The organism is Streptomyces antnestii (assembly GCF_004005495.1).
Classification (GTDB): Bacteria; Actinomycetota; Actinomycetes; order Streptomycetales; family Streptomycetaceae; genus Streptomyces; species Streptomyces antnestii.
In genome coordinates, this window is the sequence record NZ_RZYA01000013.1 from 86,722 (window position 1) to 111,683 (window position 24,962).

General features: G+C 71.3%; 19 protein-coding genes. 9 read left to right on the forward strand and 10 right to left on the reverse strand.

Features of this window, described 5'->3' with window-relative positions; genetic code table 11:
• Positions 1-125: 125 nt before the first annotated feature.
• The 3 genes from EOT10_RS25230 to EOT10_RS25240 all read left to right on the forward strand — a co-directional run bounded on the left by EOT10_RS25230 (position 126) and on the right by EOT10_RS25240 (position 2,554).
• On the forward strand, positions 126-863 hold the full coding sequence (locus EOT10_RS25230) for a GOLPH3/VPS74 family protein (RefSeq protein ID WP_127830611.1): 738 nt from the start codon (positions 126-128) through the stop codon (positions 861-863).
• Between the two features lie 375 nt (positions 864-1,238).
• Positions 1,239-2,096 carry a helix-turn-helix domain-containing protein gene (locus EOT10_RS25235; protein ID WP_127830612.1) on the forward strand — a complete coding sequence of 286 codons (858 nt, stop codon included), beginning with the start codon at positions 1,239-1,241 and terminating at the stop codon, positions 2,094-2,096.
• A gap of 248 nt (positions 2,097-2,344) precedes the next feature.
• Entirely contained in the window at positions 2,345-2,554 is a 210-nt protein-coding gene (locus EOT10_RS25240) for a DUF397 domain-containing protein (RefSeq protein ID WP_127830613.1), read from the forward strand.
• 172 nt (positions 2,555-2,726) lie between these two features.
• On the opposite strand, the gene EOT10_RS25245 is transcribed toward EOT10_RS25240, so the two are convergent.
• Positions 2,727-3,566 carry a hypothetical protein gene (locus EOT10_RS25245; protein ID WP_127830614.1) on the reverse strand — a complete coding sequence of 280 codons (840 nt, stop codon included), beginning with the start codon at positions 3,564-3,566 and terminating at the stop codon, positions 2,727-2,729.
• 81 nt (positions 3,567-3,647) lie between these two features.
• Between EOT10_RS25245 and EOT10_RS25250 the strand changes: the two genes are divergently transcribed.
• Complete coding sequence (locus tag EOT10_RS25250) at positions 3,648-4,430, forward strand: SDR family oxidoreductase (RefSeq protein ID WP_127830615.1); 783 nt, start codon at positions 3,648-3,650, stop codon at positions 4,428-4,430.
• A gap of 35 nt (positions 4,431-4,465) precedes the next feature.
• On the opposite strand, the gene EOT10_RS25255 is transcribed toward EOT10_RS25250, so the two are convergent.
• Positions 4,466-5,605: an ADP-ribosylglycohydrolase family protein gene (locus EOT10_RS25255; protein ID WP_223281184.1), complete on the reverse strand. Its 1,140-nt coding sequence runs from the start codon at positions 5,603-5,605 to the stop codon at positions 4,466-4,468.
• Positions 5,606-5,845: 240 nt separating this feature from the next.
• On the opposite strand from EOT10_RS25255, the gene EOT10_RS25260 reads away from it, so the two are divergent.
• On the forward strand, positions 5,846-7,273 hold the full coding sequence (locus EOT10_RS25260) for an FG-GAP-like repeat-containing protein (protein WP_127830616.1): 1,428 nt from the start codon (positions 5,846-5,848) through the stop codon (positions 7,271-7,273).
• A 51-nt stretch (positions 7,274-7,324) separates the two neighbouring features.
• On the opposite strand, the gene EOT10_RS25265 is transcribed toward EOT10_RS25260, so the two are convergent.
• A complete protein-coding gene (locus EOT10_RS25265; RefSeq protein WP_127830617.1) occupies positions 7,325-9,925 on the reverse strand; it encodes a bifunctional FO biosynthesis protein CofGH in 2,601 nt (866 codons plus the stop codon).
• Positions 9,926-10,033: 108 nt separating this feature from the next.
• Positions 10,034-10,864, reverse strand: a complete 831-nt coding sequence (locus EOT10_RS25270) for an LLM class F420-dependent oxidoreductase (protein ID WP_127830618.1) — start codon at positions 10,862-10,864, stop codon at positions 10,034-10,036.
• A 159-nt stretch (positions 10,865-11,023) separates the two neighbouring features.
• On the opposite strand from EOT10_RS25270, the gene EOT10_RS25275 reads away from it, so the two are divergent.
• Together EOT10_RS25275 and EOT10_RS25280 are read left to right on the forward strand one after the other, a co-directional pair.
• The gene (locus tag EOT10_RS25275) at positions 11,024-12,553 is read left to right on the forward strand and encodes a CehA/McbA family metallohydrolase (protein ID WP_127830619.1); all 1,530 of its coding nucleotides are present in this window, start codon (positions 11,024-11,026) and stop codon (positions 12,551-12,553) included.
• A gap of 88 nt (positions 12,554-12,641) precedes the next feature.
• Entirely contained in the window at positions 12,642-13,385 is a 744-nt protein-coding gene (locus tag EOT10_RS25280; RefSeq protein WP_127830620.1) for a hypothetical protein, read from the forward strand.
• A gap of 52 nt (positions 13,386-13,437) precedes the next feature.
• Here EOT10_RS25280 and EOT10_RS25285 read toward each other — a convergent pair whose 3' ends face one another.
• The 6 genes from EOT10_RS25285 to EOT10_RS25310 form a co-directional block, all read right to left on the reverse strand.
• A complete protein-coding gene (locus EOT10_RS25285) occupies positions 13,438-14,904 on the reverse strand; it encodes an aldehyde dehydrogenase family protein (protein WP_127830621.1) in 1,467 nt (488 codons plus the stop codon).
• The gene (locus tag EOT10_RS25290; protein ID WP_127830622.1) at positions 14,901-16,640 is read right to left on the reverse strand and encodes an N-acyl-D-amino-acid deacylase family protein; all 1,740 of its coding nucleotides are present in this window, start codon (positions 16,638-16,640) and stop codon (positions 14,901-14,903) included. Before EOT10_RS25290 ends, EOT10_RS25285 begins: the two co-directional genes overlap by 4 nt.
• A 241-nt stretch (positions 16,641-16,881) precedes the next feature.
• Positions 16,882-18,000 (reverse strand): LLM class flavin-dependent oxidoreductase, encoded by a 1,119-nt coding sequence (locus EOT10_RS25295; protein ID WP_127830623.1) that lies wholly within the window; start codon positions 17,998-18,000, stop codon positions 16,882-16,884.
• 152 nt (positions 18,001-18,152) lie between these two features.
• Positions 18,153-18,932 carry an SDR family NAD(P)-dependent oxidoreductase gene (locus EOT10_RS25300; protein ID WP_127830624.1) on the reverse strand — a complete coding sequence of 260 codons (780 nt, stop codon included), beginning with the start codon at positions 18,930-18,932 and terminating at the stop codon, positions 18,153-18,155.
• A 33-nt stretch (positions 18,933-18,965) separates the two neighbouring features.
• Complete coding sequence (locus EOT10_RS25305) at positions 18,966-19,898, reverse strand: LLM class F420-dependent oxidoreductase (RefSeq protein WP_127830625.1); 933 nt, start codon at positions 19,896-19,898, stop codon at positions 18,966-18,968.
• A 4-nt stretch (positions 19,899-19,902) separates the two neighbouring features.
• Positions 19,903-21,150 carry an amidohydrolase family protein gene (locus EOT10_RS25310; protein WP_127830626.1) on the reverse strand — a complete coding sequence of 416 codons (1,248 nt, stop codon included), beginning with the start codon at positions 21,148-21,150 and terminating at the stop codon, positions 19,903-19,905.
• Between the two features lie 182 nt (positions 21,151-21,332).
• Between EOT10_RS25310 and afsR the strand changes: the two genes are divergently transcribed.
• A complete protein-coding gene (gene afsR / locus EOT10_RS25315) occupies positions 21,333-24,341 on the forward strand; it encodes an SARP-family global regulator AfsR (RefSeq protein WP_127830627.1) in 3,009 nt (1,002 codons plus the stop codon).
• Between the two features lie 167 nt (positions 24,342-24,508).
• Positions 24,509-24,763, forward strand: coding sequence for a hypothetical protein (locus EOT10_RS25320; RefSeq protein ID WP_223281185.1), 255 nt, complete (start codon positions 24,509-24,511; stop codon positions 24,761-24,763).
• The last annotated feature ends 199 nt before the right edge of the window (positions 24,764-24,962 follow it).

The following is a 24,962-nucleotide window of genomic DNA, read 5'->3' on the forward strand; positions in this document are numbered from 1 at the left end:
GGGCTTAACCCCCTAGGTAGACGAGAACGACATACCTGCCGGTTCCCGCACATAGCCCCCACGCACTCTCGACAGACCAATGTGAGAGGGGTCACCCTGTCATTCATCCACGCGGGGAGGCATGGATGGGCAGGAGCCGCAGAACAATTCCGGAGGAGCTTCTGCTGCTCGCTCTGGACCCGGCCACGGGTACCACAGCGCAGCCGCAGTCGCTCGACCTAGGTCTGGCCGGAGCACAGCTAGTAGAGCTGGCGCTGGCCGGACGGATAGCCCCAGACGGGGATCGTATCGCCGTGGTCGCACCACGGCCGACCGGAGATCCGACATTGGACTGTGCGTTGGAGTTGCTGCGCAGACGCGGCGCTCCGGTACGCGCGGTGCACTGGATCGGCGGGCCCCGACTGGGGCTGCGCCAGACATATCTCTCGCATCTGGAGAGGTGCGGCATGGTCCATGCCGTGGCCGGCCAGATGTGCGGAGTGCTGCCGACGACTCGCTACCAGGCGACGGACACGGCGATCAGCCGGGAGATCAGGACCCGGCTGGACAGTGCGATCCGTACCGGCGTACCGCCGGACCCACGGACCGCGGCGCTCGCCGCACTGGCCCACGCGGTCGGACTCGGCAAGCACCTGTATCCGGGGAACGAGGGACGATCGTCCCGCTCCCGGCTGCGGGATCTGATCAGGCACGACCCCATGGGCGGCCTCGTGGCGCACGCCGTGATGGACGTCCAGAACGGTGCGGCCGCTCAGCCGCGCCGCAGCCCGGCGCCGCCGGGACGGGGAGCACCGGAGCCCGGCAGGGTTCCGATGCAGCCGCACCACGGGCACGGGTCGATGGCCCGCGCCGTGGCGCACTGAGCGACCCGCAACACCCGCAGTACCCGTAGAACCAGCAGCACCCGCAGCACCGCAACAGCGCCGCACCGCAGTCCCCAAAGACCGGTTCGGGAGCCGCTGAGCCGCGCGGGGTGCCGGATCCGGACGTCAGGACGACGACGCCACGGACCGGCGCCCCGCGCGGCCGCATGTCCGGCCACGCCTCAGGCCACAACTCGGGCCACATCTCCTGGCACATCTCCGGGCACATCTCCGGCCGCGCGCCCAACTGTCGTGTCCGCGGCGCATATCCGCCGTTTCCCAGCGGTATGAAGTCCAGGGTGGCAATCTGCTGAGCAGCAGATTCGCAAGATACGCAAAAAATCACAGAGGCACGCAGCCGGAGGTGCACGTCCCGTGGCGTCCAACGTCAATCCCACCGTCAGGCGACGCCGGTTGGGCCAGGAGCTGCGCCGGCTCCGCGAGCTCAAAGGCATGACCGCCGAAGAGGTGGCCGAGCGGCTCCTGGTCTCCCAGTCGAAGATCAGCAGGCTCGAGAACGGGCGGCGCAGCATCAGCCAGCGCGACGTCCGTGACCTGTGCGGGGTCTACGAGGTCGAGGACCACCGCATCGTCGACTCCCTCATGCAGATGGCCAAGGACTCGCGTCAGCAAGGCTGGTGGCACTCCTTCGGCGACATCCCGTACAGCGTCTACATCGGCCTGGAGACGGACGCGGCGAGCCTGCGCGTCTACGATCCGCAGGTCGTGCCGGGCCTGCTCCAGACCCGGGCCTACGCGGAGACGCTCATCACCGGCGCGCTCCCGGAGACCACGCCGACGGACATCGACAAGCGCGTCCAGGTCCGCGTGCGCCGCCAGGACCGGATCGCCGCACCGGACAACCCGCTGCGCCTGTGGACCGTCCTCGACGAGTCCGCGCTGCGCCGCGTCGTCGGCAGCCGCGAGGTGATGCGCGAGCAGCTGGAGCATCTCGTCGCCCAGTCGCAACTGCCGCACGTGACCGTGCAGGTGATCCCGTTCGACATGGGCGCGCACCCGGGTCTGAACGGGCAGTACGCGATTCTGGAGTTCCCGGACGCCGCGGATTCGAGCGTCGTCTACATCGAGGGCGTCACCAGTGATCTTTATCTGGAGAAAGCCAATGATGTGCAGAAATACAGCGTGATGTACGAGCATCTGCGGGCACAGGCTCTTAATGTGGAGCAATCCCGACAGTTCATCGCGAAGATCGCCCAGGAGTACGCGCTCTGAAGGGATCCTGAATTTGGGATCCGGAGCTCCGGATTCCGCCCCGCTCACGAAGGGCGCCGCACGGTACACCTTCGCCGCAGCGGGGCGGAAGACCCCACTGGAATATGCCATCCGGTCGAGTGAATGGCCGCTTCGCCAAGCGATGTTGGCGAGTAGCGTCGATCACGCCAACAAGTCACCACGTTGGCGCAAACCGCTTCACAGAAGCGGTGGCAGTAAATTCGACCACTGGCTGAACCGGAGCAAACATGGCAATCCAGCAGGGCGCCACGAATTCCTGGACCAAGTCCTCCTATTCCACGGGTAACGGCGCGTGCGTCGAGGTCAAGTCCCCCGTCCTGCACGCGATCGCGGTGCGGGACTCGAAGGCCCCCGAAGGGCCCTCGATCGGCTTCGCCCCCGATACATGGAACTCCTTCGTGACCGGGGTCGGCGCCGGAACCTTCGACGCCGCCTGAGGGATCGGAGCGAACCCTCATCACCACTCAGCACCACCGCACCACTGACAGAGCCCTCTCGACTGGCCCGCCGTCCTAGCCGAGGGGGCTCGGCACATCTCTTTTTGTTCGTTCGCCTCCGGCGCGCCCCTCCGGCTCTCTCACCCCGAAGCCCGAACCCCGAAGCCTCCCCCTACCGCAACCGGTCCACGTACCTGTCCGTCCCCGGCACCGTCGGGATGAACGGGGCCACCAGTTCCACCCGGCCCAGGCCCGACTCCTCCACCGCCGTGTCCAGGCCCGTGAAGTGTTCCTCCCAGCAGTCCGCCGGGTCCTCCTCCAGGAACCACAGGAGCGTCAGGCGGGTGTCGACGCCCTCGACCTGCTTCACGTACGTCATCCGGTCCCCCGGCAGCGGTGTCGGGCGGAAGACGGTGACCATCGCCGCCGGTGAGCCCGCGAGCCGGCGCGGGAGGTGGCTCGAACGCAGCCACTCCAGCAACTCCTCGCGCTGCTCGGGACCTTCCGCGTCGATCACCTCCACGACCAGGCCCTTGTAGGGGTGGTCCAGGGCGTGGAAGTCGCGCGGGCCGGCGGCCCCGTCCCGGTAGACCGTCGCCTCGTGGTCCTGGAACGCCGTGAAGACGTGCGTGCGGTCCTGATAGACGCGGCCGTCGCGGTTCAGCCGCTTGTTGATGCCGACGGTCCACTTCATGTGGTCGTCGTAACGGCCCTCCGTGACCCAGTACGTGGAGATGTAGCAGCCCGCGGTGACCGGCTGCGCGACCGCCGACTTCTCGGGGTAGCGCAGGAGTTGGAGTTCGCGCGGGGCGACCCAGCGGCGGCCCGCGTACATCCACGGCATCGCCATCGCGCCGGCGTAGTAGTGGTCGTCCTCGTACCAGCGGTTGTACGCGTACTCATGGCCCGGGTGCGGTTCGACCATGGTGATCAGGGCGTGCCCGGGGCGCACCCCGTACGGGCCGACCGACGCCAGCTCCGCGTACACCTCGCTCCTCGTGTCCTCGCTCACGACGCTCCCCTTCCTTCATCCACCGGACGGGCCTACTCTGACGCCCCGTCAGAAAAACTGCCAGAGCCCGGAGGCGACCGGATGCTGCTGAACGGAAAGACAGTTGTCGTGTCGGGGGTCGGAGCGGGGCTCGGCCAGCGGGTCGCCGCGGCCGTACTGCGGGACGGCGGCAACGCCGTCCTCGGCGCCCGCACCGAGGCGAACCTCGCCAAGACCGCCGCCGCACTCGACCCGGACGGTGCGCACACCGCGTACGCGGCGACGGACATCACCGACGAGAAGCAGTGCGAGGCACTCGCGGCGCTCGCGCGCGAGCGGTTCGGCGGAGTGGACGCCGTGGTCCATGTCGCCGCCTGGGACAGTCACTTCGGGGGGCTCGAAGACGCGGACTTCTCGACGTGGCAGCAGGTCATCGACGTGAACCTGCTCGGCACCCTGCGCATGACCCGGGCCTGCCTGCCCGCCCTCAAGGAGCGCGGCGGCTCCGTCGTCATCATCGGCACGCAGTCGTCCGTGGCCGCGCCCTCCGAGGTGCACCAGGCGGCGTACGCGGCCTCCAAGGGCGCGCTGACCTCGGCGATGTACTCGATGGCCCGCGAGCTCGGCCCGCACCGCGTCCGGGTCAACACCGTGCTGCCGGGCTGGATGTGGGGGCCGCCGGTCGAGGCGTTCGTCCAGTTCACCGCCCACACCGAGGGCGTGCCGCAGGAAGAGGTCCTCGGGCGGCTCACCCAGCGGATGGCGCTGCCCGACCTGGCCACGGACGGCGACGTGGCCGACGCCGCGGTGTTCCTCGCGTCGGACCGGGCGCGCGCCATCACCGGTCAGTCGCTCCTGGTCAACGCGGGCGAGCTGATGCGGTAGACACCCTTATGCCCCGCGCCGTCACATGGACCGGGTCACGCCCTCGGGTAGCGCGCCAGCCAGCCCGGTGACGACGCCACGGGACTGTGCAGGGCCGGGCCCTGCGTCATCTCCATCGCGAAGTCGTCGGCGAGCTCCAGGACCGTGGGGCGGCCCTCCAGCTCGGTGACCCAGCCAGGCGGCAGCGCCGTCTCGCCGTGCAGGGCGCCGAGCAGGCCCCCGCACAGCGCGCCGGCTGTCTCGGACGGGCCGCCGTGGTTGACCGCGAGACACAGGCCGTGCCGTATGTCCTCGCCGACCAGGGCGCAGTACACGGCGACGGCGAGGGCGCCCTCCGCGAGGCCGTCGCCGACGAGTTCGTCGACGCGGGGCGCCGACGGCATGCCCTGGCGGACGGCGCCGAGCGCGTGCTTGAGGGCGTCCGTGACGGGCTGGTGCCCCGGCCGTGCGGCCAGCAGGACAAGGGCGCGCTGCACGGCGCCGTCCAGGCTCTCGCCGCGCGCCAGCCCGTGCACGAGGACCGCGTAGGCGCCGGCGGAGAGGTAGGCGGCGGGTGCGCCGTGGGTCTGGACCGCGCACTCGGCGGCGAGCTGGAAGACGAGCTGCGGCTCCCAGCCGACGAGCAGCCCGAACGGGCCCGAACGGGCGGCCGCGGCGGGCCCGGCCGCCGAAGGGTTCTTCGGCTTGTCCAGCGTGCCCATGACGTCGTTGCCGAGGCCGAGGAGACAGTCGCGGGAGGCCCCGCGCCGCGAGTACAGCCACTCCTCACGGGCCAGCCAGCCGTCTTCCTTGCGCCGCTCGTCCGGGCCCCAGTCGCGCTGGGTCGCGGCCCAGCGCAGGTAGGCGCGGTGCACGTCGGTCGGGGGGTGCCAGGCGCCCGTGTCGCGCCGCACCTGCGCCCTTATCAGGCCGTCCACGGTGAAGAGGGCCTGCTGGGTGGCGGCGGTGACAGCGCCGCGGCGCCCGTACGCGGGCGCGAGGTCGGTCAGCCCCTGCGGCCCGTGCGCGGCCCGGACCTCCTCCAGGGACAGCCCGGCCAGCGGCGCCCCCAGGGCGTCACCGAGCGCGGCCCCGACGAGGGCGCCTCGCACCCGGCTGCGGAAGTCCTGCTGCTCGGCGCGGCCCCATACGGAAGATGAGGATCCGCCCTGCTGGGGCGTCAGTGGGGCTGCCACGGGGAGCTCTCCCCTCCGGTCTCGTTACGCGTGCGACGACTGCGCAGCACTGTAATCGACGGGACGGACCGGTTCCGGAGCCAGAGAGCCCAGGCGAAGTCGCCCTTGCCCCCACTTCACCCGCTTTTCTTCCGCAAACCGGACGGAGGCCCGCGCTCCGTACAACGTTTCCCACCCCCCGCACGTCTCCCCCTGCGTCACCCACAACACCCCCACAGGACACCAAGAAGGAGAGGAACCGTGCGTCGCACACTTGTCACCGCGCTCGCCGTCACCGCGCTCGTCACGCCGCTCGCCCTCGCATCGGCCGCAGGGACCGCCGCGGCCGCGCCCGTGCCGCCCCGCGTGCCCCTCACCGACTTCAATCACGACGGGTACGGGGATCTCGTGCTCGGGGCGCCCGGGGCCACCGTGTCCGGGCATCCGAGTGCCGGGGCCGTGTCCGTCGTGTACGGCGCGAAGGGCGGGCCCGATATCGCGCACGCCAAGGTCTTCACACGATCCACCGCCGGGATACCGGGGGCCGCGGCGGAGGGCGGCTACTTCGGGGAGCGCGTCACCACCGGAGACCTCGACGGGGACTCGTACACCGACCTCGTCGTCGCCGGGCTCGACGGAAAGCCGAGTGTGGTGCTGTGGGGGTCCCCGACGGGAGTCGGCGGGGCCGGGGCCGTCGCGCTGCCCACCTCCACCGGGATGTTCGCCGTCGGGGACTTCAATGGGGACGGGCACCGCGACCTCGTCACCGACGACTACCCGCGCAGCGACGACCCGGATGACGACAATGCCGGGATGACCGTCTCGTACGGGCCGTTCGACCGGGCGAGCGGGAAGCCGGCACACCAGGACTCCATCGTCACCAGTCAGACGTTCGGGCCCGGCGACATCGTCGTCGGGGACGTGACCGGGGACGGCGCCGACGACATCGTCACGAGCCACGGCTTCGAGGAGACGGCCTACGCCAGCAAGTTCTGGAAGGGCGGGAAGACGGGCGTCAGCCACACCGCGAAGGCTCTGACCTCCTCCTTCCGTGGTGCCATCGGCGACGTCGACGGCGACGGCTACGGCGACCTCGTCGTCCACGACATCGGCAGCAACTATGAGGACATCCCGTACGAGAAGGGGACCGTCCTGGTGATGTACGGGACCGCCGACGGGCCCTCCACGACCCGGACCAAGGTCATCACGCAGGACACGTCCGGCGTGCCCGGGGTCGGGGAGAGCGGGGACATGTTCGGGTCCGACCTCTCCGCCGGTGACGTGAACGGCGACGGCTACGCGGACATCGCCGTCGGCGTGCCCGGCGAGGCCATCGGCAGCGTCAAGGACGCCGGCAGCGTCGTCCTGCTCAAGGGCGGCCGCGGCGGCCTGTCCGGCACCGGCGCGCAGGCCTTCAGCCAGTCGACGGCCGGTGTGCCCGGCGCGTCGGAGAAGGGCGACGGGTTCGGGCAGCAGGTCGTGCTCCAGGACCTCGACGGCGACGGCAAGGCCGACCTGGCCGCCGCCGCGCCCCTGGAGGACGGCACGTACGCCGACTCCGGCGCCGCGTGGGTGCTGCGCGGGGCGACGGGCGGCCTGACGACGAGGAGCATCACGTCGTTCGGCCCGGCCGCCGTCCATGTCCCGGAGAAGAACGCCCAGTTGGGGCAGGAGCTCGGCGGGCGGTGAGCCATGGGGGCCGGCGCTGCGCCGGCCCCCGTCCCACTGCCGTCGCCGCGCTCAGTCCCCCAGGACCGGCAGCAGTTCCGGCAGATGGCCGTCCGACGCCGTCGCCGCCCGCTGCCGCTCCTCGGGCACCTCCCCGTACAGGGTCGTCCGCGGCTTCGCCGGGCGGCCCGCCGCCTCCGCGATCGTGACGAGATCCTTGACGGAGCGGTACGAGCCGTAACTCGACCCGGCCATACGGGAGATGGTCTCCTCCATGAGCGTGCCGCCCAGGTCGTTCGCTCCCGAGCGCAGCATCTCCGCCGCCCCCTCCGTGCCCAGCTTCACCCAGCTCGTCTGGATGTTGGGGATGTGGGGGTGCAGGAGGATGCGGGCCATGGCGGTGACGGCCCTGTTGTCGCGGGTCGTCGGGCCCGGGCGCGCGATGCCCGCGAGGTAGACCGGCGCGTTGGTGTGGATGAACGGGAGCGTCACGAACTCCGTGAAGCCGCCCACGTTTTTGGAGAGTGCGGCCTCCTGGATGCCGGCCAGCGTGCGGAAGTGGCCGAGCCAGTGGCGGGGCTGGTCCACATGCCCGTACATCATCGTGGAGGAGGAGCGGATGCCCAGCTCGTGGGCCGTCGTGATGACCTCGACCCACGTCGCCGTGGGCAGCTTGCCCTTGGTGAGGACCCAGCGGACCTCGTCGTCGAGGATCTCGGCCGCCGTGCCGGGGATCGAGTCGAGGCCGGCCTCCTTCGCCGCGGTCAGCCAGTCCCGTATGGACAGACCGGTGCGCGTCGCGCCGTTCACGACCTCCATCGGGGAGAACGCGTGCACGTGCATGCCGGGTACGCGTTCCTTCACCGCCCTCGCGATGTCGAAGTAGGCCGTGCCCGGCAGGTCGGGGTGGATGCCGCCCTGCATGCACACCTCGACCGCGCCCACGTCCCACGCCTGCTCGGCCCGGTCCGCGACCTGGGAGAGCGAGAGCGTGTACGCGTCCGCGTCCGTGCGGCGCTGCGCGAAGGCGCAGAAACGGCAGCCGGTGTAGCAGACGTTCGTGAAGTTGATGTTCCGCGTGACGATGTACGTGACGTCGTCGCCGTTCACCGTCTTGCGGATGTCGTCCGCGATGCCGCAGAGCGCGTCGAGGGCGGGGCCGTCCGCGTGCAGCAGGGCGAGCGCCTCGTCGTCGGTGAGCTTCGTCGGGTCGTCGGCCGCCGTCGCGAGCGCGGCGCGCACGTCGCCGTCGATGCGCTGCGGGACCATGCCGGGCGCGGCCTGCTCGCGCAGCGCCTCCCAGTCGCCGTACACCTCGTCGAAGTCGTCGCGCCGGTCGGACGTGCGGCCCGTCGTGTCGATGGTGCGGTGCAGGTCCGTGCGGCCCGAGGACGCCACGTATCCCTCGTCGGGCTCCTGCCACGGCAGGCCCTGCGGGCGGGCCTCGTCGTCGGCCAGGCCGGTCTCGGCCGAGGCGAGGGCGCGCACGTGGGGCAGGAGGCGCGGGTCGAGCCACGGCTCGCCGCGCTCGATGAACTCCGGGTAGATCGTGAGGCGTTCGCGCAGCTCGAAGCCCGACTCGGCGGTGCGGGCGGCGAGTTCGTCGATGTGCGGCCAGGGGCGCTCGGGGTTCACATGGTCCGGGGTCAGCGGCGACACCCCGCCCCAGTCGTCGATGCCGGCGCCGATCAGGAGCGCGTACTCCTCGTCGACGAGGTTCGGCGGGGCCTGGATGCGGGCGGACGGGCCGAGGATGTGGCGGGCGACCGCGATGCACGCGGCGAGCTCCTCCAGCTCGGCGTCCGGCATGCCGCGCATCGCCGTGTCCGGCTTGGCGCGGAAGTTCTGGACGATGACTTCCTGGATGCCGTGGTAGCTGCGCTGGATGCGGCGCAGCTGGAAGAGGGCGTCGGCGCGCTCCTCGTAGGACTCGCCGATGCCGATCAGGACGCCCGTCGTGAACGGCACGTTCGAACGGCCCGCGTCCTCCAGGACCCGCAGCCGGACCGCGGGCTCCTTGTCGGGCGAGCCGTGGTGCGGGCCGCCGGGCTCGGACCACAGGCGGGTCGCGGTCGTCTCCAGCATCATGCCCATGGACGGCGCGACCGGCTTGAGGCGCTGGAGGTCGGTCCACGTCATGACACCGGGGTTGAGGTGCGGGAGCAGTCCCGTCTCCTCCAGGACCCGGATCGCCATGGCGCGCACATACGCGAGCGTGTCGTCGTAGCCGTGCGCGTCCAGCCACTCGCGGGCCTCGGGCCAGCGGTCCTCGGGCCGGTCGCCGAGCGTGAACAGGGCTTCCTTGCAGCCCATTTCGGCGCCCCGGCGCGCGATGTCGAGGACCTCGTCCGGCGACAGGTACATCCCGTGCCCGTCCCGGCGCAGCTTGCCGGGCACGGTCACGAACGTGCAGTAGTGGCACTTGTCCCGGCACAGCCGGGTCAGCGGGATGAAGACCTTCTTCGAGTACGTGATGACGCCCGGTCTGCCCGCGGCCTCCAGGCCCGCGTCCCGTACGCGCGCGGCGGACGCCGTCAGGTCCCGCAGGTCGTCGCCGCGGGCCTGGAGCAGGACCGCCGCCTCCGCCAGGTCGAGGGCGACGCCGTCGCGGGACCGCTTCAACGCGCGGCGCATCGCGTTGGCGGTGGGTCGTACAGCCTCCGGATCAGTCATGGTCCGATGTTACGAGCGCCCGCCGACAACGTCTGCGCCGCGCCGACGTGCGCGGAATCACGCCGGGCGCGCGTTTCACGCCAGGTCAGGGGCTGACTCATAAGAGCGTCACAGGTACTGCCCGTACTCGTCGAGGATCCTGAGGACCGACGTCTCGTCCGCCGGGGGCAGCTGGAGGACGACCTCGTCGATGCCGAGCTCCGCGTAGTGCGCCAGCTTCCCCGGGCTCGGCAGGACCGCGTACGGGACGACGTGCAGGGCCGCCGGGTCGCGCCCCGCCTCCTCCCAGCGGGACCGCAGGACGGGCAGCGACTCGGTGAGGCCGCGCCCGCCGATGGGCAGCCAGCCGTCCGCGTACTCCGTGATGTGCGTGAACAGCGTGGGCCCCGCCGCTCCCCCGATCAGGGTGCGCGGGGCGCCCCCGGCCGGCTTCGGATAGGCGTGGCTGGCCCGCACCGACACCCCGGACTTGCCCTCGTACGCGGTCGGTGCGGGCGCCCACAGAGCCCGCATCAGGCGCATGCGTTCCCGGCCGAGGGCCCGCCGCGTGCCCCAGTCGACGCCATGGTCCGCGGCCTCCTCGACGTTCCAGCCGAAGCCCACGCCGAGCGTGAACCGGCCGCCCGAGAGATGGTCGAGGGTCGCGATCTGCTTGGCCAGGACGATGGGGTCGTGCTGGGCGATCAGCGTGATACCGGTGCCGAGCCCGAGGCGTTCCGTGACGGCGGCGGCCTGCCCGAGCGCGACGAACGGGTCGAGGGTGCGGCCGTACTCGGCGGGCAGTTCACCCCCGGCCGGGTAGGGCGTCGTCCGTTCCACCGGGATGTGCGTGTGCTCGGGCAGATAGAGCCCCGCGAACCCGCGCTGCTCCAGCTCCCGCGCGAGCCGCACGGGCGTGATGGTCTCGTCGGTCAGGAAAATCGTGGTCGCGATCCGCATGGGGCATTCCTACCGGACAGACGTAAGACTCCGCTCCCCTTCCCTTACAGGGGAGTTCACGACTCAATACCAGGGTTGCCTGCACCACCCACGTCACCGACAGAACGTCATCGACAGAACGTCATCGACAGAACGTCACGACACCCTGGGAGCCACAGCATGTGCGACGACGACCACACCACGACCGCCATGGGCAGACGCGCGCTGTTCGTGACGGGAGCGGCCACCGCGCTTACGTTGAGCGGTGTGAGCTTCGCGAGCGCGGCCGACGGCCGCACACCGGCGGACGGTACGCAGACGACGCGGACCGTGAAGGGGACGCTGCCGCCCGGCGCGCCCGACTTCGTGTACGTGCCGGTCGAGGTGCCGCAGGGCGTCCGCGAGGTCCGCGTCGCCTACACCTACACCAAGGCCACCGTGCCGGCCGGGACGCAGAACAACGCCCTGGACATCGGAGTGTTCGACGAACGCGGCACCGCGCTCGGCGGCGAGGGCTTCCGCGGCTGGTCGGGCGGCGCGCGCAGCGAGTTCTTCGTCCGCGCGGACGACGCGACGCCCGGCTACATCCCGGGCCCGGTCCGCGCAGGGACCTGGCACATCGCGCTCGGCCCGTACACGGTGGCCCCCGGGGGCCTCCCCTACGAGCTGACCGTCACGCTCACGTACGGCGAGCAGGGCGAGACCCCGAAGCCCGTCTACCCGCCGTCCCGGGCCAAGGGCCGGGGCCGCGCCTGGTACCGCGGCGACTGCCATCTGCACTCGTGGTACTCGGACGGCAAGCGCACCCCCGCCGAGATCGCGGCCCTCGCGCGCGCGGCCGGCCTGGACTTCATCAATACGTCCGAACACAACACGCACTCCTCGCACGCCCATTGGGCCGACCAGGCCGGCGACGACCTGCTCATCATGCTCGGCGAGGAGATCACCACGCGCAACGGCCACGTGGTGGCGCTCGGCACGGACCCCGGCACGTTCGTCGACTGGCGCTACCGGGCCCGCGACAACCGCTTCGGCAAGTACGCCCGCGAGGTCCGCCGGGCCGGCGGCCTCGTCGTACCGGCCCATCCGCACGCCACCTGCATCGGCTGCAACTGGAAGTTCGGCTTCGGCGAGGCGGACGCGGTGGAGGTGTGGAACGGCCCGTACACCCCGGACGACGAGGTCTCCCTCGCCGACTGGGACAACACCCTCGTGGCGTCCGCGCGGGGTACGCGGGAGTGGATCCCGGCGATGGGCAACAGCGACGCCCACCGCGACCCCGACCGCGTCGGCGGCCCCCAGACGGTCGTCCTCGCCGACGACCTGACCCGCGAGGCCATCCAGGCGGGCATCAAGGCGGGCCGGTCCTACGTCGCCGAGTCGAAGGCCGTGGAGCTGACTTTCACGGCGTCCGGTTCGCGCGGCGAGCACGCGGGCATCGGCGAACGTCTCGCCGTGGACCCGGACGCCCCCGTCACGGTCCGTCTGGAGGTCAGGGGCGCGCCGGGCTGCACGCTCCACCTCGTCACGGACCAGGGCACCTTGTTCACCGCGCCCGCGCTCCCGGACTCCGGTGCGGGCTCGGCCGAGTGGCACACGACGGCGGCGTACGCGGCCTACGTGCGGGCCGAGGTCCGGCACGCGCCGGCGGTGCCGGGCCTGCCGGGGGCGCTCGCCGCGTTCACGAACCCGGTGTTCCTGGGCGCGTAGGACGACTGGCTAGGCTGCCCCTCCTTGAATGTTTGCCACAGCGCCGGGGTGGGGCAGTGCCGGCGCCGAGACTTGGGGCGGAAGACGCATGGCAGATCGCCAGACGGTCCAGTTGTTCGAGCACATGCGCAGGGGCATGCCGTTCGAGTTCACGACCAAGATGTCGATGATGAAGCGGCTCGCGACGCTCGTGTCCACCGCCGAGCTCTTCGGCTACCAGTACACCGGGGCCCGGCAGGAGACCTTCTCCATCAAGCTGCTCTTCACCCCCGACCCCAGCCCGCAGGCGCAGGCGCGCGCCGCGCAGTACTGGCCGTACGCGCCGCAGATGCCCGGGATCCCGCCGCAGACGCTGGAACTCAACAAGAAGCGCGTCCTCTTCGACCTGACCGGCAAGGCCGCGCTGATCAAGCGGCTGCCGGTCCTCGGCGTGGTCGTCCTCCTGGCGTTCCTGCGCTCGCTCATCTCCCTGGGCAGCTCTCCGGCCCTCGCCCTCGGCTATGCGGGCGGCCTGGTCGTCCTGGGCGGCGTCGGCGTCTGGATCAACCTCCTGCGCCACAAGAAGGCCGGCGCGTACCTCCAGGCGGCGGGCTTCGTCCGTTACGAGCCCGCCCCCGGCCAGGTCTTCTTCCTCCCGCCGGGCTCCCAGCCCCAGCAGCCGTACGGCCAGCCGCAGCCGCAGCAGTACGGCGGGCAGCAGCCGCAGTACGGCCAGCAGGCACCCGGATACGGCGGCCAGGCCCAGCCCCAGCCCCCGTACGGCGCACCGCAGCCCCCGCAGTACGGGCAGCAGGGGCAGCAGGGGCCCTACAACAACTGGCCGCCGCAGTAGGAGGAGGGCGGGGGGCAGGAGTCAGCCGGTCACCCCTGCCACACGCCTACGCCTACGCCTGCCACACGATCGACTGCAGCTCGCTGTACGCGTGCAGCGCGTACGAGCCCACGTCCCGCCCGACCCCGCTCTGCTTGAACCCGCCGAACGGCGCTTCCATGTTCCGCCCGACCGTGTTCACGCCGACCCCGCCGGCCCGCAGCCGCCGCGCCACCCGGAAGGCCCGCGCCACGTCGCCCGACCACACGTAGTCGATGAGCCCGTAGTCGCTGTCGTTGGCGAGGGCGATCCCTTCCTCCTCGTCATCGAAGGGCACGACCACGACGACGGGCCCGAAGATCTCCTCCCGCACCACCCGCATGTCGTTCGTGCAGTCCGCGAGCAGCGTCGGCGCGACGTAGAAGCCCTTCTCGAACGCGGGCCGCTCACCGCCCGCGACGACCCGCGCACCCTCCTTGCGGCCCAGCTCGACGTACGACTCGACCCGGTCGCGGTGCGCCGCCGAGATCACCGGGCCGACGACCGTCCCGCGCTCGCGCGGATCGCCCACCTTCATATAGCCGATGTAGTCGCTCAGCTTCGACACGAGCCGGTCGTAGATCCCGCGCTGGGCGAGCACGCGGGTCGGGGCGGTGCAGATCTGGCCGCTGTAGAAGGCGTACGTCGTGCCGATCCCGGAGACCGCGGACGCGAGGCCCGCCTCGTCCAGGTCGTCGAAGACGAGCGCCGCGCCCTTGCCACCCAGCTCCATCAGCTGCCGCTTCATGCCGCGCCCGCACACCTCGCCGATGCGCTGCCCGACCGCCGTGGACCCGGTGAAGCTGACCATGTCGACGTCCGGCGAATCGACGGCGGCCTCGCCCACCTCGACGGCCGTACCGCTGACCACGTTCACCACACCCGCCGGCGCACCGGCCTCCTCCAGGGCGGCCGCCATCCGGTATACGGACAGCGGGTCCTGCGGCGCCGGTTTCACGACGACAGTGTTGCCCATCGCGAGGGCCGGCGCGACCTTGCCCGCCGGATTGGCCCAGGGGTTGTTGTACGAGGTGATGCAGGTGACGACCCCGACGGGCTGGCGCACGGCGAGCGCTCCGAGGACACCGGCCTTCCCCATCGGCCCCGCCTCGTTGATCTGCGGCGGCAGCCCCTGCTCGACCGGTTCCAGGGCGCCCTTCGCATACCGCCGGAAGCGGGCCACACCCACCGCGACCTGCATGCCGCGCGCGGTCCCGCTCGTCGCGCCGCTCTCGGCCTGCGCGAGGTCCGCGTTCGCCGCGAAGTCCCGCTGCATGATGTCGGCGGCCCGGTCGAGGACCGCGGCGCGCTCCTCGGGCGACGTACGGGACCACGCATCAAAGGCCCCACGGGCGGCGGCGGCCGCGTCGTGGACCTGCGCGCGGGACGCCTCGGGCGCGAGCCCCACGACCGTCTCGCTCGCCGGGTCGATCACCTCGTAGTGACCGCCGCCGGGCTCGACCCACTCGCCGCCTATGAACAGCCGCTGCGTACTGGTCACTTGGTGCTCACCGTCCTTGTGTCCTTACCCGACCGCAGCACCTTGCCGGGCACGGCCCCGGTCACCACGTCCTCGCGGATGACCTCGACGCCGTTGACCCACACCGCGTTGATCCCGATCGCCTTCGAGTCGAGACGCGGGCTGTCGCCGGGCAGGTCGTGGACGAGGGTGGCCTTGCCCGCGTCGATCCGCTCCGGGTCGAACAGGACGAGGTCCGCGTGCCAGCCCTCCTCGATCCGGCCGCGCTCCCGCAGCCCGAAGAGCCGCGCCGGATCGTCGGTGAGCATCTTCACCGCCTCCTCGATCCCGGCGAGCTTCCGCCCGCGCAGACAGTCCCCGAGGAACCGTGTCGTGTACGGCGCCCCGCACATCCGGTCCAGGTGGGCGCCCGCGTCGGACCCGCCGAGGAGCACGTCCTCGTGGCTCCAGGTCTCGGCGCGCAGGGCCCACGAGTCCGGGTCGTTGTCGCTCGGCATGGGCCAGAGCACCGTCCGCATACGGTCGTTGGCGCAGATCTCGACGATGCACTCGAAGGGCTCCTGGCCACGCTCGGCCGCGATGTCCTTGACCACGCGCCCGGTCAGGCCCTCGTTCGCCTCCGAGTACGTGTCGCCGATGACGTAGCGACCGAAGTGGGCGAGGCGCCTAAAGACGCCGGCCTCCTTGCTGTCCGCGCGCCGCAGCATCTCGGCACGCACGTCCGGGTCGCGCAGTTTGGCGATGCGCTCGTCGACCGGCAGCCCGAGGATCTCGCCCCAGCCGGGTATCAGATTCAGCGCACAGAAGGTCCCGAGCGACATGTTCATCGGCGTCAGGATCGGCATGGTCAGGGCGACGACCCGGCCACCGGCCTTACGCGCCCGCTCACTCGGGATCAGCTGACGCGGCACACGCTCGGGAACGGCGGCATCGATCGTCAGAACGTTCCAGTTCAAAGGCCGCCCGGCCGCCGCGCTCATCTCCACGAACAGATCGATCTCGTCGTCACTGAACTGATCGAGACACCCCGCGACGATCGCCTCGATCTGGGTGCCCTCGTGCTCGCCGACGGCCCGGCTCAGCGCGAGCAGCTCCTCGGGCCGCGCGTGCCGGGACGCGACGGGCTGACCGTCACCGTCCGAGTGCGTGGACGACTGAGTCGTGGAGAACCCCCAAGCGCCCGCGTCCATGGCCTCGTGGAAGAGCGCAAGCATCTGCTCCATCTGCTCCGGCGACGGCTGCCCGCCGACGGCCTCGGCCCCCATCACGTACCGCCGCAGCGCGCAGTGCCCCACCATGAACCCGGCGTTGACGGCGATGCGCCCGTCGAGCGCGTCCAGATACTCCCCGAAGGAATTCCACGTCCAGGGCGCGCCCTCTTCGAGCGCGACCAGCGACATGCCCTCGACCTTGGACATCATCCGGCGCGTGTAGTCGGCGTCCTCGGGCCGGTCCGGGTGCAGCGGCGCGAGCGTGAAACCGCAGTTGCCGCCGGCGACGGTCGTCACACCGTGGTTCAGCGACGGCGTCGCGTACGGGTCCCAGAACAGCTGGGCGTCGTAGTGGGTGTGCGGGTCCACGAAGCCGGGGGCGAGGATGCGTCCGCTCGCGTCCTCGACCGTCGCGGCGGGCTCCGCCACGGTGCCCGGCTCGGCGATGACGGCGATCCGGCCGTCCCGTATGCCGACGTCGGCGACGAAGGCGCTCCGGCCCGACCCGTCGACGACGGTCGCGCCTTTGATGAGGTGGTCGAGCATGCGGCGTTTCCCTCCCGGCAGATTGAACAACGACAAACAGGCGCACCCACCCAGCCCTTCCGGACCGGGCGGGCGGGCGCACCAATTCAGCCCGTGGGGGTCCCCCCGGACGGTGTCTGGGGGAGATTGAGGACGAGCCCACAATCCAGCCCGTCCGGCGTTTGAGGACGAGCCCGAAGGGCGACAGGGGGGTCCGGGGGCGCAGCCCCGCGACGTGGGCCACACGCCCCGAACCCAACTCCTACGCCGACTGACGGAACCGCGTGGTCCGGTGCACCGGATCCGTGTCGATCTTCGGAATCACGTGCTCACCGATCAGCTTGATCGACTGAAGCGTGTCCTCCTTCGAGACACCGATCGGCAGGCCGAACGACAGCTGGTCGGCCCCCGCCTGCTCCCACCGCTTGCACTGGGAGAGCACCTCGTCCGGGTCGCCGCAGATGAGCAGCTCCTCGGCGATGAGGAGTTCGATGATCTCCTCGTTGAACTCGGGCAGCGTCTCGGGCCACACGGGGAAGCCCTCGGGCCGCGGGAACGTGTCGTGGTAGCGGAAGACGAGCGACTGCAGGTAGTTCAGGCCGCCGCCCGCGGCGATCCGTACGGCCTCCGCGTGCGTGGGCGCGCAGATCGCGGTCGAGGTCACCATGACGTTGTCGTTGACGAACGCCCCGACGGGCTCCGCCTTTCCGATGTTCGACTTGTACTGCTCCAGCACCCACTCCATGTCGGAGACCTTCTGGACGCTGAAGCCCAGGACACCGAGGCCCTTGCGGGCGGCCATCGCGTACGAGGGCGGCGAGCCGGCCGCGTACCACATGGCGGGGTGCGCCTTCCCGTACGGCTTGGGGAAGACCTTGCGCGGCGGGAGCGACCAGTGCTTGCCCTGGAACCCGACGTACTCCTCCTGGAGCCACATCTTCGGGAACTCGGCGATGGTCTCTTCCCAGATCTCCTTGGTGTAGTTCATGTCCGTGATCCCGGGGATGAAGCCGAGGATCTCGTGGCTGCCGGCGCCGCGCCCGCTGCCGAACTCGTGCCGCCCCTCGCTGAGGTGGTCGAGCATGGCGACCTTCTCGGCGACCTTCACGGGGTGGTTGACCTGGGCGAGGGGATTGAAGATCCCCGACCCCAGATGGATCCGCTCCGTCGCGTGCGCCAGGTAGCCGAGGAAGACGTCGTTCGCGGAGAGGTGCGAGTACTCCTCCAGGAAGTGGTGCTCGGACGCCCAGGCGTACTTGAAGCCCGACTTGTCCGCCTGGATGACGTACTCGGTCTCCTCCATCAGCGCCTTGTGCTCGGCGAGCGGGTCGGTCTCGGCACGCTTGCCCACATATCCCTGTACAAAGAGCCCGAATTCCAAGGAGGTTCACCGTCCCCTGTCTGTGACCGGCGGCTGTGTCAGAGGCCTTCGCCATTTCTGACGTACCGTCAGATTCGATGTGCCGACTGTTTCACCGTGCCCGTGGAGCGTCAATACCTGATGCAACGTCAGATCACTTGCCAGATCGTTCGTCACAGCACGCTGACGCCCGCGAGCCACCCGCCGTCGATGACGAACGGCTGGCCCGTGATGTACGCGGAGTCCTCCTGCGCGGTCAGGAACAGCGCGAGCCGCGCCACCTCCTCGGGCTGCCCGACCCGGCCCAGCGGCACGAGCTTGCGGTACAGCTCGTCGAGCGCCTGCGAGGCCTCCTCCGAGTCCGCCTCCGGGTCGAGCTGCGACGGATTGCTCATCGCGGTGTCGATGGCACCGGGGCAGACGGCGTTCACCCGGATCCCCTTCCCGGCCAGCTCCAGGGCCGCCACCCGCGTGAGCCCCACGATCGCGTGCTTCGTCGCCGTGTACGCGCCGACGTACGCCATGCCCGTCACACCCGTGTACGAGGCCGTGTTCACGATCGACCCCCCGCCGGCCGCCTCGATCTCGGGCGCCACCGTCTTGATCCCCAGGAACGCGCCCACCTGATTGACCTGGATGATCTGCTGGAACTCGTCCAGGGGCGTGCTGACCAGCTCGTTGAACCGCAGGATCCCGGCGTTGTTCACCAGGCCGTCGATCTTCCCGTACGCCTTCTTCGCGGCCGCGACCGCCGCCGCCCAGTCGTCCTCGCGGCTCACGTCCAGATGGACGTAGAGCCCGCCGATCTCCTTGGCCAGCGCCTCGCCCAGGTCGTCGAGGACGTCCCCGAGCACCACCTTGGCGCCCTCGGCCGCGAAGAGCCGCGCCTCCTGCTCGCCCTGCCCGCGCGCCGCGCCCGTGATGACGACGACGCGTCCGTCCAGCTTGCCCATGCCCGTACTCCTAGTCGTTGAGGTGCGGAGCGGTTAATCGTTGAGGTGCGGAGCCACGCCGGCGGCGAACGCCGCCATCTGGTCGGTCAGTTCACGAAGGCTCCGCGAGCGGAACCTGACCTGGATCTGGTGCACCCCCATCGCGCCGTACGCCCGCAGCGACTCGGCGACGGCCTCGGGGGCGCCGGACACGGTGCGCCGCCCGACGTGCCAGGACGGCCGCCCCACGTACAGGGGCTCGGTGATCGCGCCGACGGTGATCGGCGCGGCGACGCCCGCCTCCTCGCGCAGCCGCCGCAGCTTCGCGATCTGCTCGGGCAGCCGCTCACGCGGATCGCCCTGCGGCAGCCACCCGTCGCCCTTCACGGCGGCGCGGCGCACGGCCGCCGGCGACGAGCCGCCCACCCACACCGGCACCCGCGCCTGCGCGGGCCTCGGCCGCTGCCCAAGGCCCGAGAACGAGAACCGCTCGCCCTTGAACTCCGGGTACTCCTCCGGCCCGAGCGCGGCCTTCAACGCGTCCACCGCCTCGTCCAGGACGGCCCCGCGCCGCGCGAAGTCGACGCCGAGCGCCTCGAACTCCTCCTGCACGTGCCCCGCCCCCACCCCGAGGACGAGCCGGCCGCCGGAGAGATGGTCGAGGGTGGCGTACTGCTTCGCCGTGGCCAGCGGATGGCGCAGGCCGACGATCGCCACATGGCTCATGAGCCGCACGTTCTTCGTGATGCCCGCGAGGTAGGAGAGGGTGGCGACCGGGTCGTACCAGGTGGTGCTCATCGCGTCGGCCAGGCGTCGCGGGATGCCCACGTGGTCGCAGGACGCGATGTAGTCGAAGCCGGTGCGGTCGGCGGTGCGGGCGATCTCGGCGAGCTCGGCGGCGCCCGCTCCGGCCTCCCAGCCCTCCGCGTACATCGTCGACTGGGACTGGATCGGGAGCTGGATGCCGTAGACGAGTCGGGAGGTCATCGCGTCACTCACCTGCCCACAGACCGTCGTCGGTGAGGCCGAGCAGGTCGATGGCGTTGCGCCGCACGATGCGGTCGACGACGTCCGCGTCCAGGTGCCCCATCTGCGCCTCGCCGACCTCCCTGGACTTCGGCCAGGTGGAGTCGGAGTGCGGGTAGTCGGTCTCGTAGAGCACGTTCCCGACCCCGATCGCGTCGAGGTTCTTCAGCCCGAACGCGTCGTCGAAGAAGCAGCCGTAGACGTGGTCGGCGAAGTACTCGGAGGGCGGCTTGCGCACCTTGTCGGCGACCCCGCCCCAGCCCCGGTTCTCCTCCCAGACGACGTCCGCGCGCTCCAGGATGTACGGGATCCAGCCGATCTGGCCTTCCGCGTACATGATCTTCAGGTTCGGGAAGCGCTCGAACTTGCCGCTCATCAGCCAGTCGACCATCGAGAAGCAGCAGTTGGCGAAGGTGATCGTCGAGCCGACGGCGGGCGGCGCGTCGGCGGACGTCGACGGCATCCGGCTGGACGAGCCGATGTGCATCGCGATGACGGTGCCGGTCTCGTCGCAGGCCCGGAAGAACGGGTCCCAGTCGTCGCCGTGGACCGACGGCAGGCCCAGGTGCGGGGGTATCTCGGAGAAGGCGACGGCGCGCACGCCACGGGCGGCGTTGCGCCGGACCTCCGCGGCGGCCAGCTCGGCGTCCCACAGCGGGACGAGGGTGAGCGGGATGAGCCGCCCCTGGGCGAGCGGCCCGCACCACTCGTCCACCATCCAGTCGTTGTACGCGCGCACCCCGAGCAGCCCGAGGTCGCGGTCCTTGGCCTCGGTGAAGGTCTGGCCGCAGAAACGCGGGAAGGTCGGGAAACAGAGGGCGGACTGGACATGGTTCACGTCCATGTCGGCGAGCCGGGCCGGCACGTCGTAGGAGCCCTCACGCATCTGCTCGTACGTGATGACCTCGAGCTTGATCTCGTCCCTGTCGTAGCCGACGGCGGTGTCGAGGCGGGTGAGGGGCCGGTGCAGGTCCTCGTAGACCCACCAGTCGCCGATCGGGCCGTCGTCGCCCGGGGCGCCCATGACCGGCGCGAACTTGCCGCCCAGGAACGTCATCTCCTTCAGCGGCGCCCGCACGACGCGCGGGCCCACGTCCCGGTATTTCGCCGGGAGACGGTCCTGCCAGACGTTCGGCGGTTCCACAGTGTGGTCATCCACGGAAATGATCCTGGGGAAGGCCCGGGGGCTCTCCTTGCTCTCCTTGGTCTCCATGTCGACGACGGTAGCGCCGATCTGACGATCCGTCAGCTCCCTGGACGGCGGGCACCTGAGGTGAGGTGTCTGTGATGGCCGTCTCGCACGGCTGACGCATCCGCCATGCACAAGGCAAACTGGCCCTCGGCGACTCGGGTTGTCTTCGAGAAGTGACGCATGCGGCAGGGCAGGGGGCGGCGATGGACGGTGTACCGCGAGTACCGGAGCAGCGGCGCACCGGGACCTCCGGGGCCACCGGGAGCGCGGAGCCTCCCGAGCCTCAGGAGAGCCCGGCGCGTCTGCGCTTCAGCGTGCTCGGACCGGTACGCGCCTGGCGCGGCGGCGAACCCCTGGCCACCGGCTCGCCCCAGCAGCGCGCCCTGCTCGCCGCGCTCCTCCTGCGCGACGGCCGCACGGCGACGGCCGCCGAGCTGATCGACGCCCTGTGGGGCGACGATCCCCCGTCGCAGGCCCTCGCCGCCGTCCGTACGTACGCCTCCCGGCTCCGCAAGATCCTCGACCCCGGCGTCCTGGTCAGCGAGTCCGGCGGCTACGCGATCCGCTCCGCCGGCGGCGACGCGCTCGACCTGGCCGCGGCGGAGGCGCTCCGCGCGGACGCCGAGAAGGCCCGCGGCGCCGGCGACCTGCGCACCGCCCGCGAGCTGTGCAGCCGCGCGCTCGCCCTGTGGGACGGCGAACCCCTCGCGGGCGTCCCCGGCCCGTACGCGGAGACCCAGCGCGCCCGCCTGGAGGAATGGCGCCTCGGCGTCCTCGAGTCCCGCCTCGACATGGACCTCGAACAGGGCTGCCACGCCGAGGCCGTCTCCGAACTGACCGCCCTCACCGCGGCCCACCCCCTGCGCGAACGCCTGCGCGAACTCCTGATGCTGGCCCTGTACCGCTCGGGCCGCCAGGCCGAGGCCCTCGCCGTGTACGCCGACACGCGCCGCCTTCTCGCCGACGAACTCGGCGTCGACCCCCGCGCCGGCCTCGCCGAGCTCCAGCAGCGCATCCTCCAGGCCGACCCCGGCCTCGCGGAACCGTCCGCCCCGGCGACCGAGCCCGCCGCCGCGCCCCTGCGCCCGGCCCAGCTCCCCGCCACCGTCCCCGACTTCACGGGCCGCGCGTCCTTCGTCACCGAACTCAGCGACGTCCTGTCCTCCGCATCGTCCCCCGACGGGGAGGGCCAGGTCATGGCGGTCTCGGCGGTCGCGGGCATCGGCGGCGTCGGCAAGACCACGCTCGCCGTGCACGTGGCCCACGCGGCCCGCCCCTCCTTCCCCGACGGCCAGCTCTACGTGGACCTCCAGGGCGCGGGCTCCCGCGCGGCGGAACCGGAAACGGTCCTCGGCTCCTTCCTCCGCGCCCTCGGCACCGCCGACTCCGCGATCCCCGACTCCCTCGACGACCGCGCCGCCCTCTACCGCTCCACGCTCGACGGCCGCCGCGTCCTGGTCCTCCTGGACAACGCCCGCGACGCCGCCCAGGTCCGCCCGCTCCTGCCCGGCACGGAGGGCTGCGCCGCGCTCATCACGGGCCGCGTACGGATGGTCGACCTGGTCGGCGCGCATCTCGTGGACCTGGACGTGATGTCACCGGAGGAAGCCCTCCAGCTCTTCACAAAGATCGTCGGCGCGGAACGGGTCGCCTCCGAACGCGAAGCGGCCCTCGACGTGGTCGCCGCCTGCGGCTTCCTCCCCCTGGCCATCCGCATCGCGGCCTCCCGCCTGGCGGCCCGCCGCACCTGGACGGTCTCGGTCCTCGCCGCGAAGCTCGCGGACGAACGCCGCCGCCTCGACGAACTCCAGGCGGGCGACCTCGCGGTCAAGGCCACGTTCGAACTGGGCTACGGCCAGCTGGACCCGCCCCAGGCCCGCGCCTTCCGCCTCCTGGGCCTGGCGGACGGCCCCGACATCTCCCTCGCGGCGGCAGCAGCGGCCCTCGACCTCCCTCCGGAGACAACGGAAGACCTCCTGGAATCCCTGGTAGACACATCCCTGGTGGAATCAGCAGCCCCCGGCCGCTACCGCTACCACGACCTGGTCCGCCTCTACGCCCGCGCGTGCGCCGAGCGGGACGAGCTGCCTCCGGAGGAGCGGGAGGCGGCGATGTCGAGACTGCTGGACTTCTATCTGGCCACGGCGGCGGGGGTTTACGCGATCGAGCGGCCGGGGGAGCGGGTCCTCGACCACTTCGCGGCCACGGACCACCCCGGATTGGTCTTCGCGGACCGCGACCGCGCCCTGGAATGGCTGTTCAACGAGTCCAACTGCCTTCTGGCGTGCGCCCAGCAGGCTGCCGCGGCCGGGTTGCAGCGCAAGGCCGCCGACCTGCTGATGGCCGCGGTGGACCTCGGCGAATCAGGCGCCAACTCCCTGCAGTTCGCCCACGCGGCCACGACCGTGAGCGTCGCGGCCGAGGCGGTGGGCGACCAGTGGGCGGAGGCGCGCGCCCGGACGATGCTCACCCACGTGCACAGCGTGTGCGGCCGGTTCAGCGAGGCGGAGACCGAGGGCCACCGGGCCCTGGAACTGGGCAAGGCGGCGGGCGATCCGGTGGCATGCGGCCAGGCTCCGAACCAGCGAGGCATCATCGCTCTCTACGAAGGCCGCCACTCCGACGCCGAAGCCCATCTGGAACAGGCACTGGAAGCCTTCCGCGAGGACGCCAACCAGCCGGGCGCGGCCAGCGCCCTGTGCAATCTCTCGCGCGTCCACCTGGCCACCGGCCGCTTGGAGAGCGCGGTGACGCTGGCCCGCCGGGGCGTGGAGATCTACGAGGTGGACGCGACCGGACAGGCCCTGCGCCTGGCCAACGGAAAGTACGCGCTTGGCCTGGCCCTCACCAGCCTCGGGAAGACCGCGGAGGCACAGTCGACGCTGACCGCGGCCCTGGAGATCTTCCGCGGCAGCCGACAGCACCTGTGGCACGGGATGACTTTGTTCCGCCTCGCCGAGTTGCATCTCGCCGACCGCAGGCCGGCCGTTGCCGCCGCCCACGCGGAGCAGGCCCTCGCGATCCTGTCCGGGATCGGCGGGGACTGGCGGCGCGCCAACGTCCTCACCGTGCTCGGCCGCAGTCTCGCGGCGATCAGCCACACCGATCGCGCCCGCGTGTGCTGGACCGAATCACTGACGATCTTCGAGGCCCTGAACTCCCCCGAAGCGGAGGACGTCCGGGCACTCCTATATCCGGCAGCCGTCGCCTGACCACCGCGGCTCGACCGTTCATCGTTCGTTTATCGCGACCCGGCATTCTCATTCCTGCCGGTCCGTCGCGTCGGGGGGCAGACGGCTCGGTGCCTCGGCCGGAGCACTAAGGTGAACGGCCTTGCGAATGCCCGCCCGGCGACCCACGGGGGAGTCGCCGGGCGGGCATGTCCGAGATGCTCTGCACCTACAGACTGAAGGAGTTGACCGCGATGGCCGACAACACCGGAACGGCCAAGCCCGCCGACGCGCACGCGACCGGCGAGGAACTCACCACCCTGGACGCGCACGCCACCGGCGGCACCCTGAAGCCCGCGGACGCCCACGCCACCGGCACCACGCTGAAGCCGGCCGACGCGCACGCCACCGGCACCCCGCTGAAGCCGGCCGACGCCCACGCCACCAGCGAGCCGGCCAACTAAAGCCACACCCGACGGGGATCGGCCGCGGCGGCGCGGAGGGGGAGCCGCCGCGGCCGAGTCATGTCCGGCCGCAGCCACCCGCTCAGGCCGAACTCTGACAGAGGAAGTACGGCCGGGTCAGCGGCTCGTCGGTGACGTCCACCCGGTGGTCCGCCGCCGCCTCGCACGCGCACGGGCTGCGGGGCCGCGCACGCGGGGG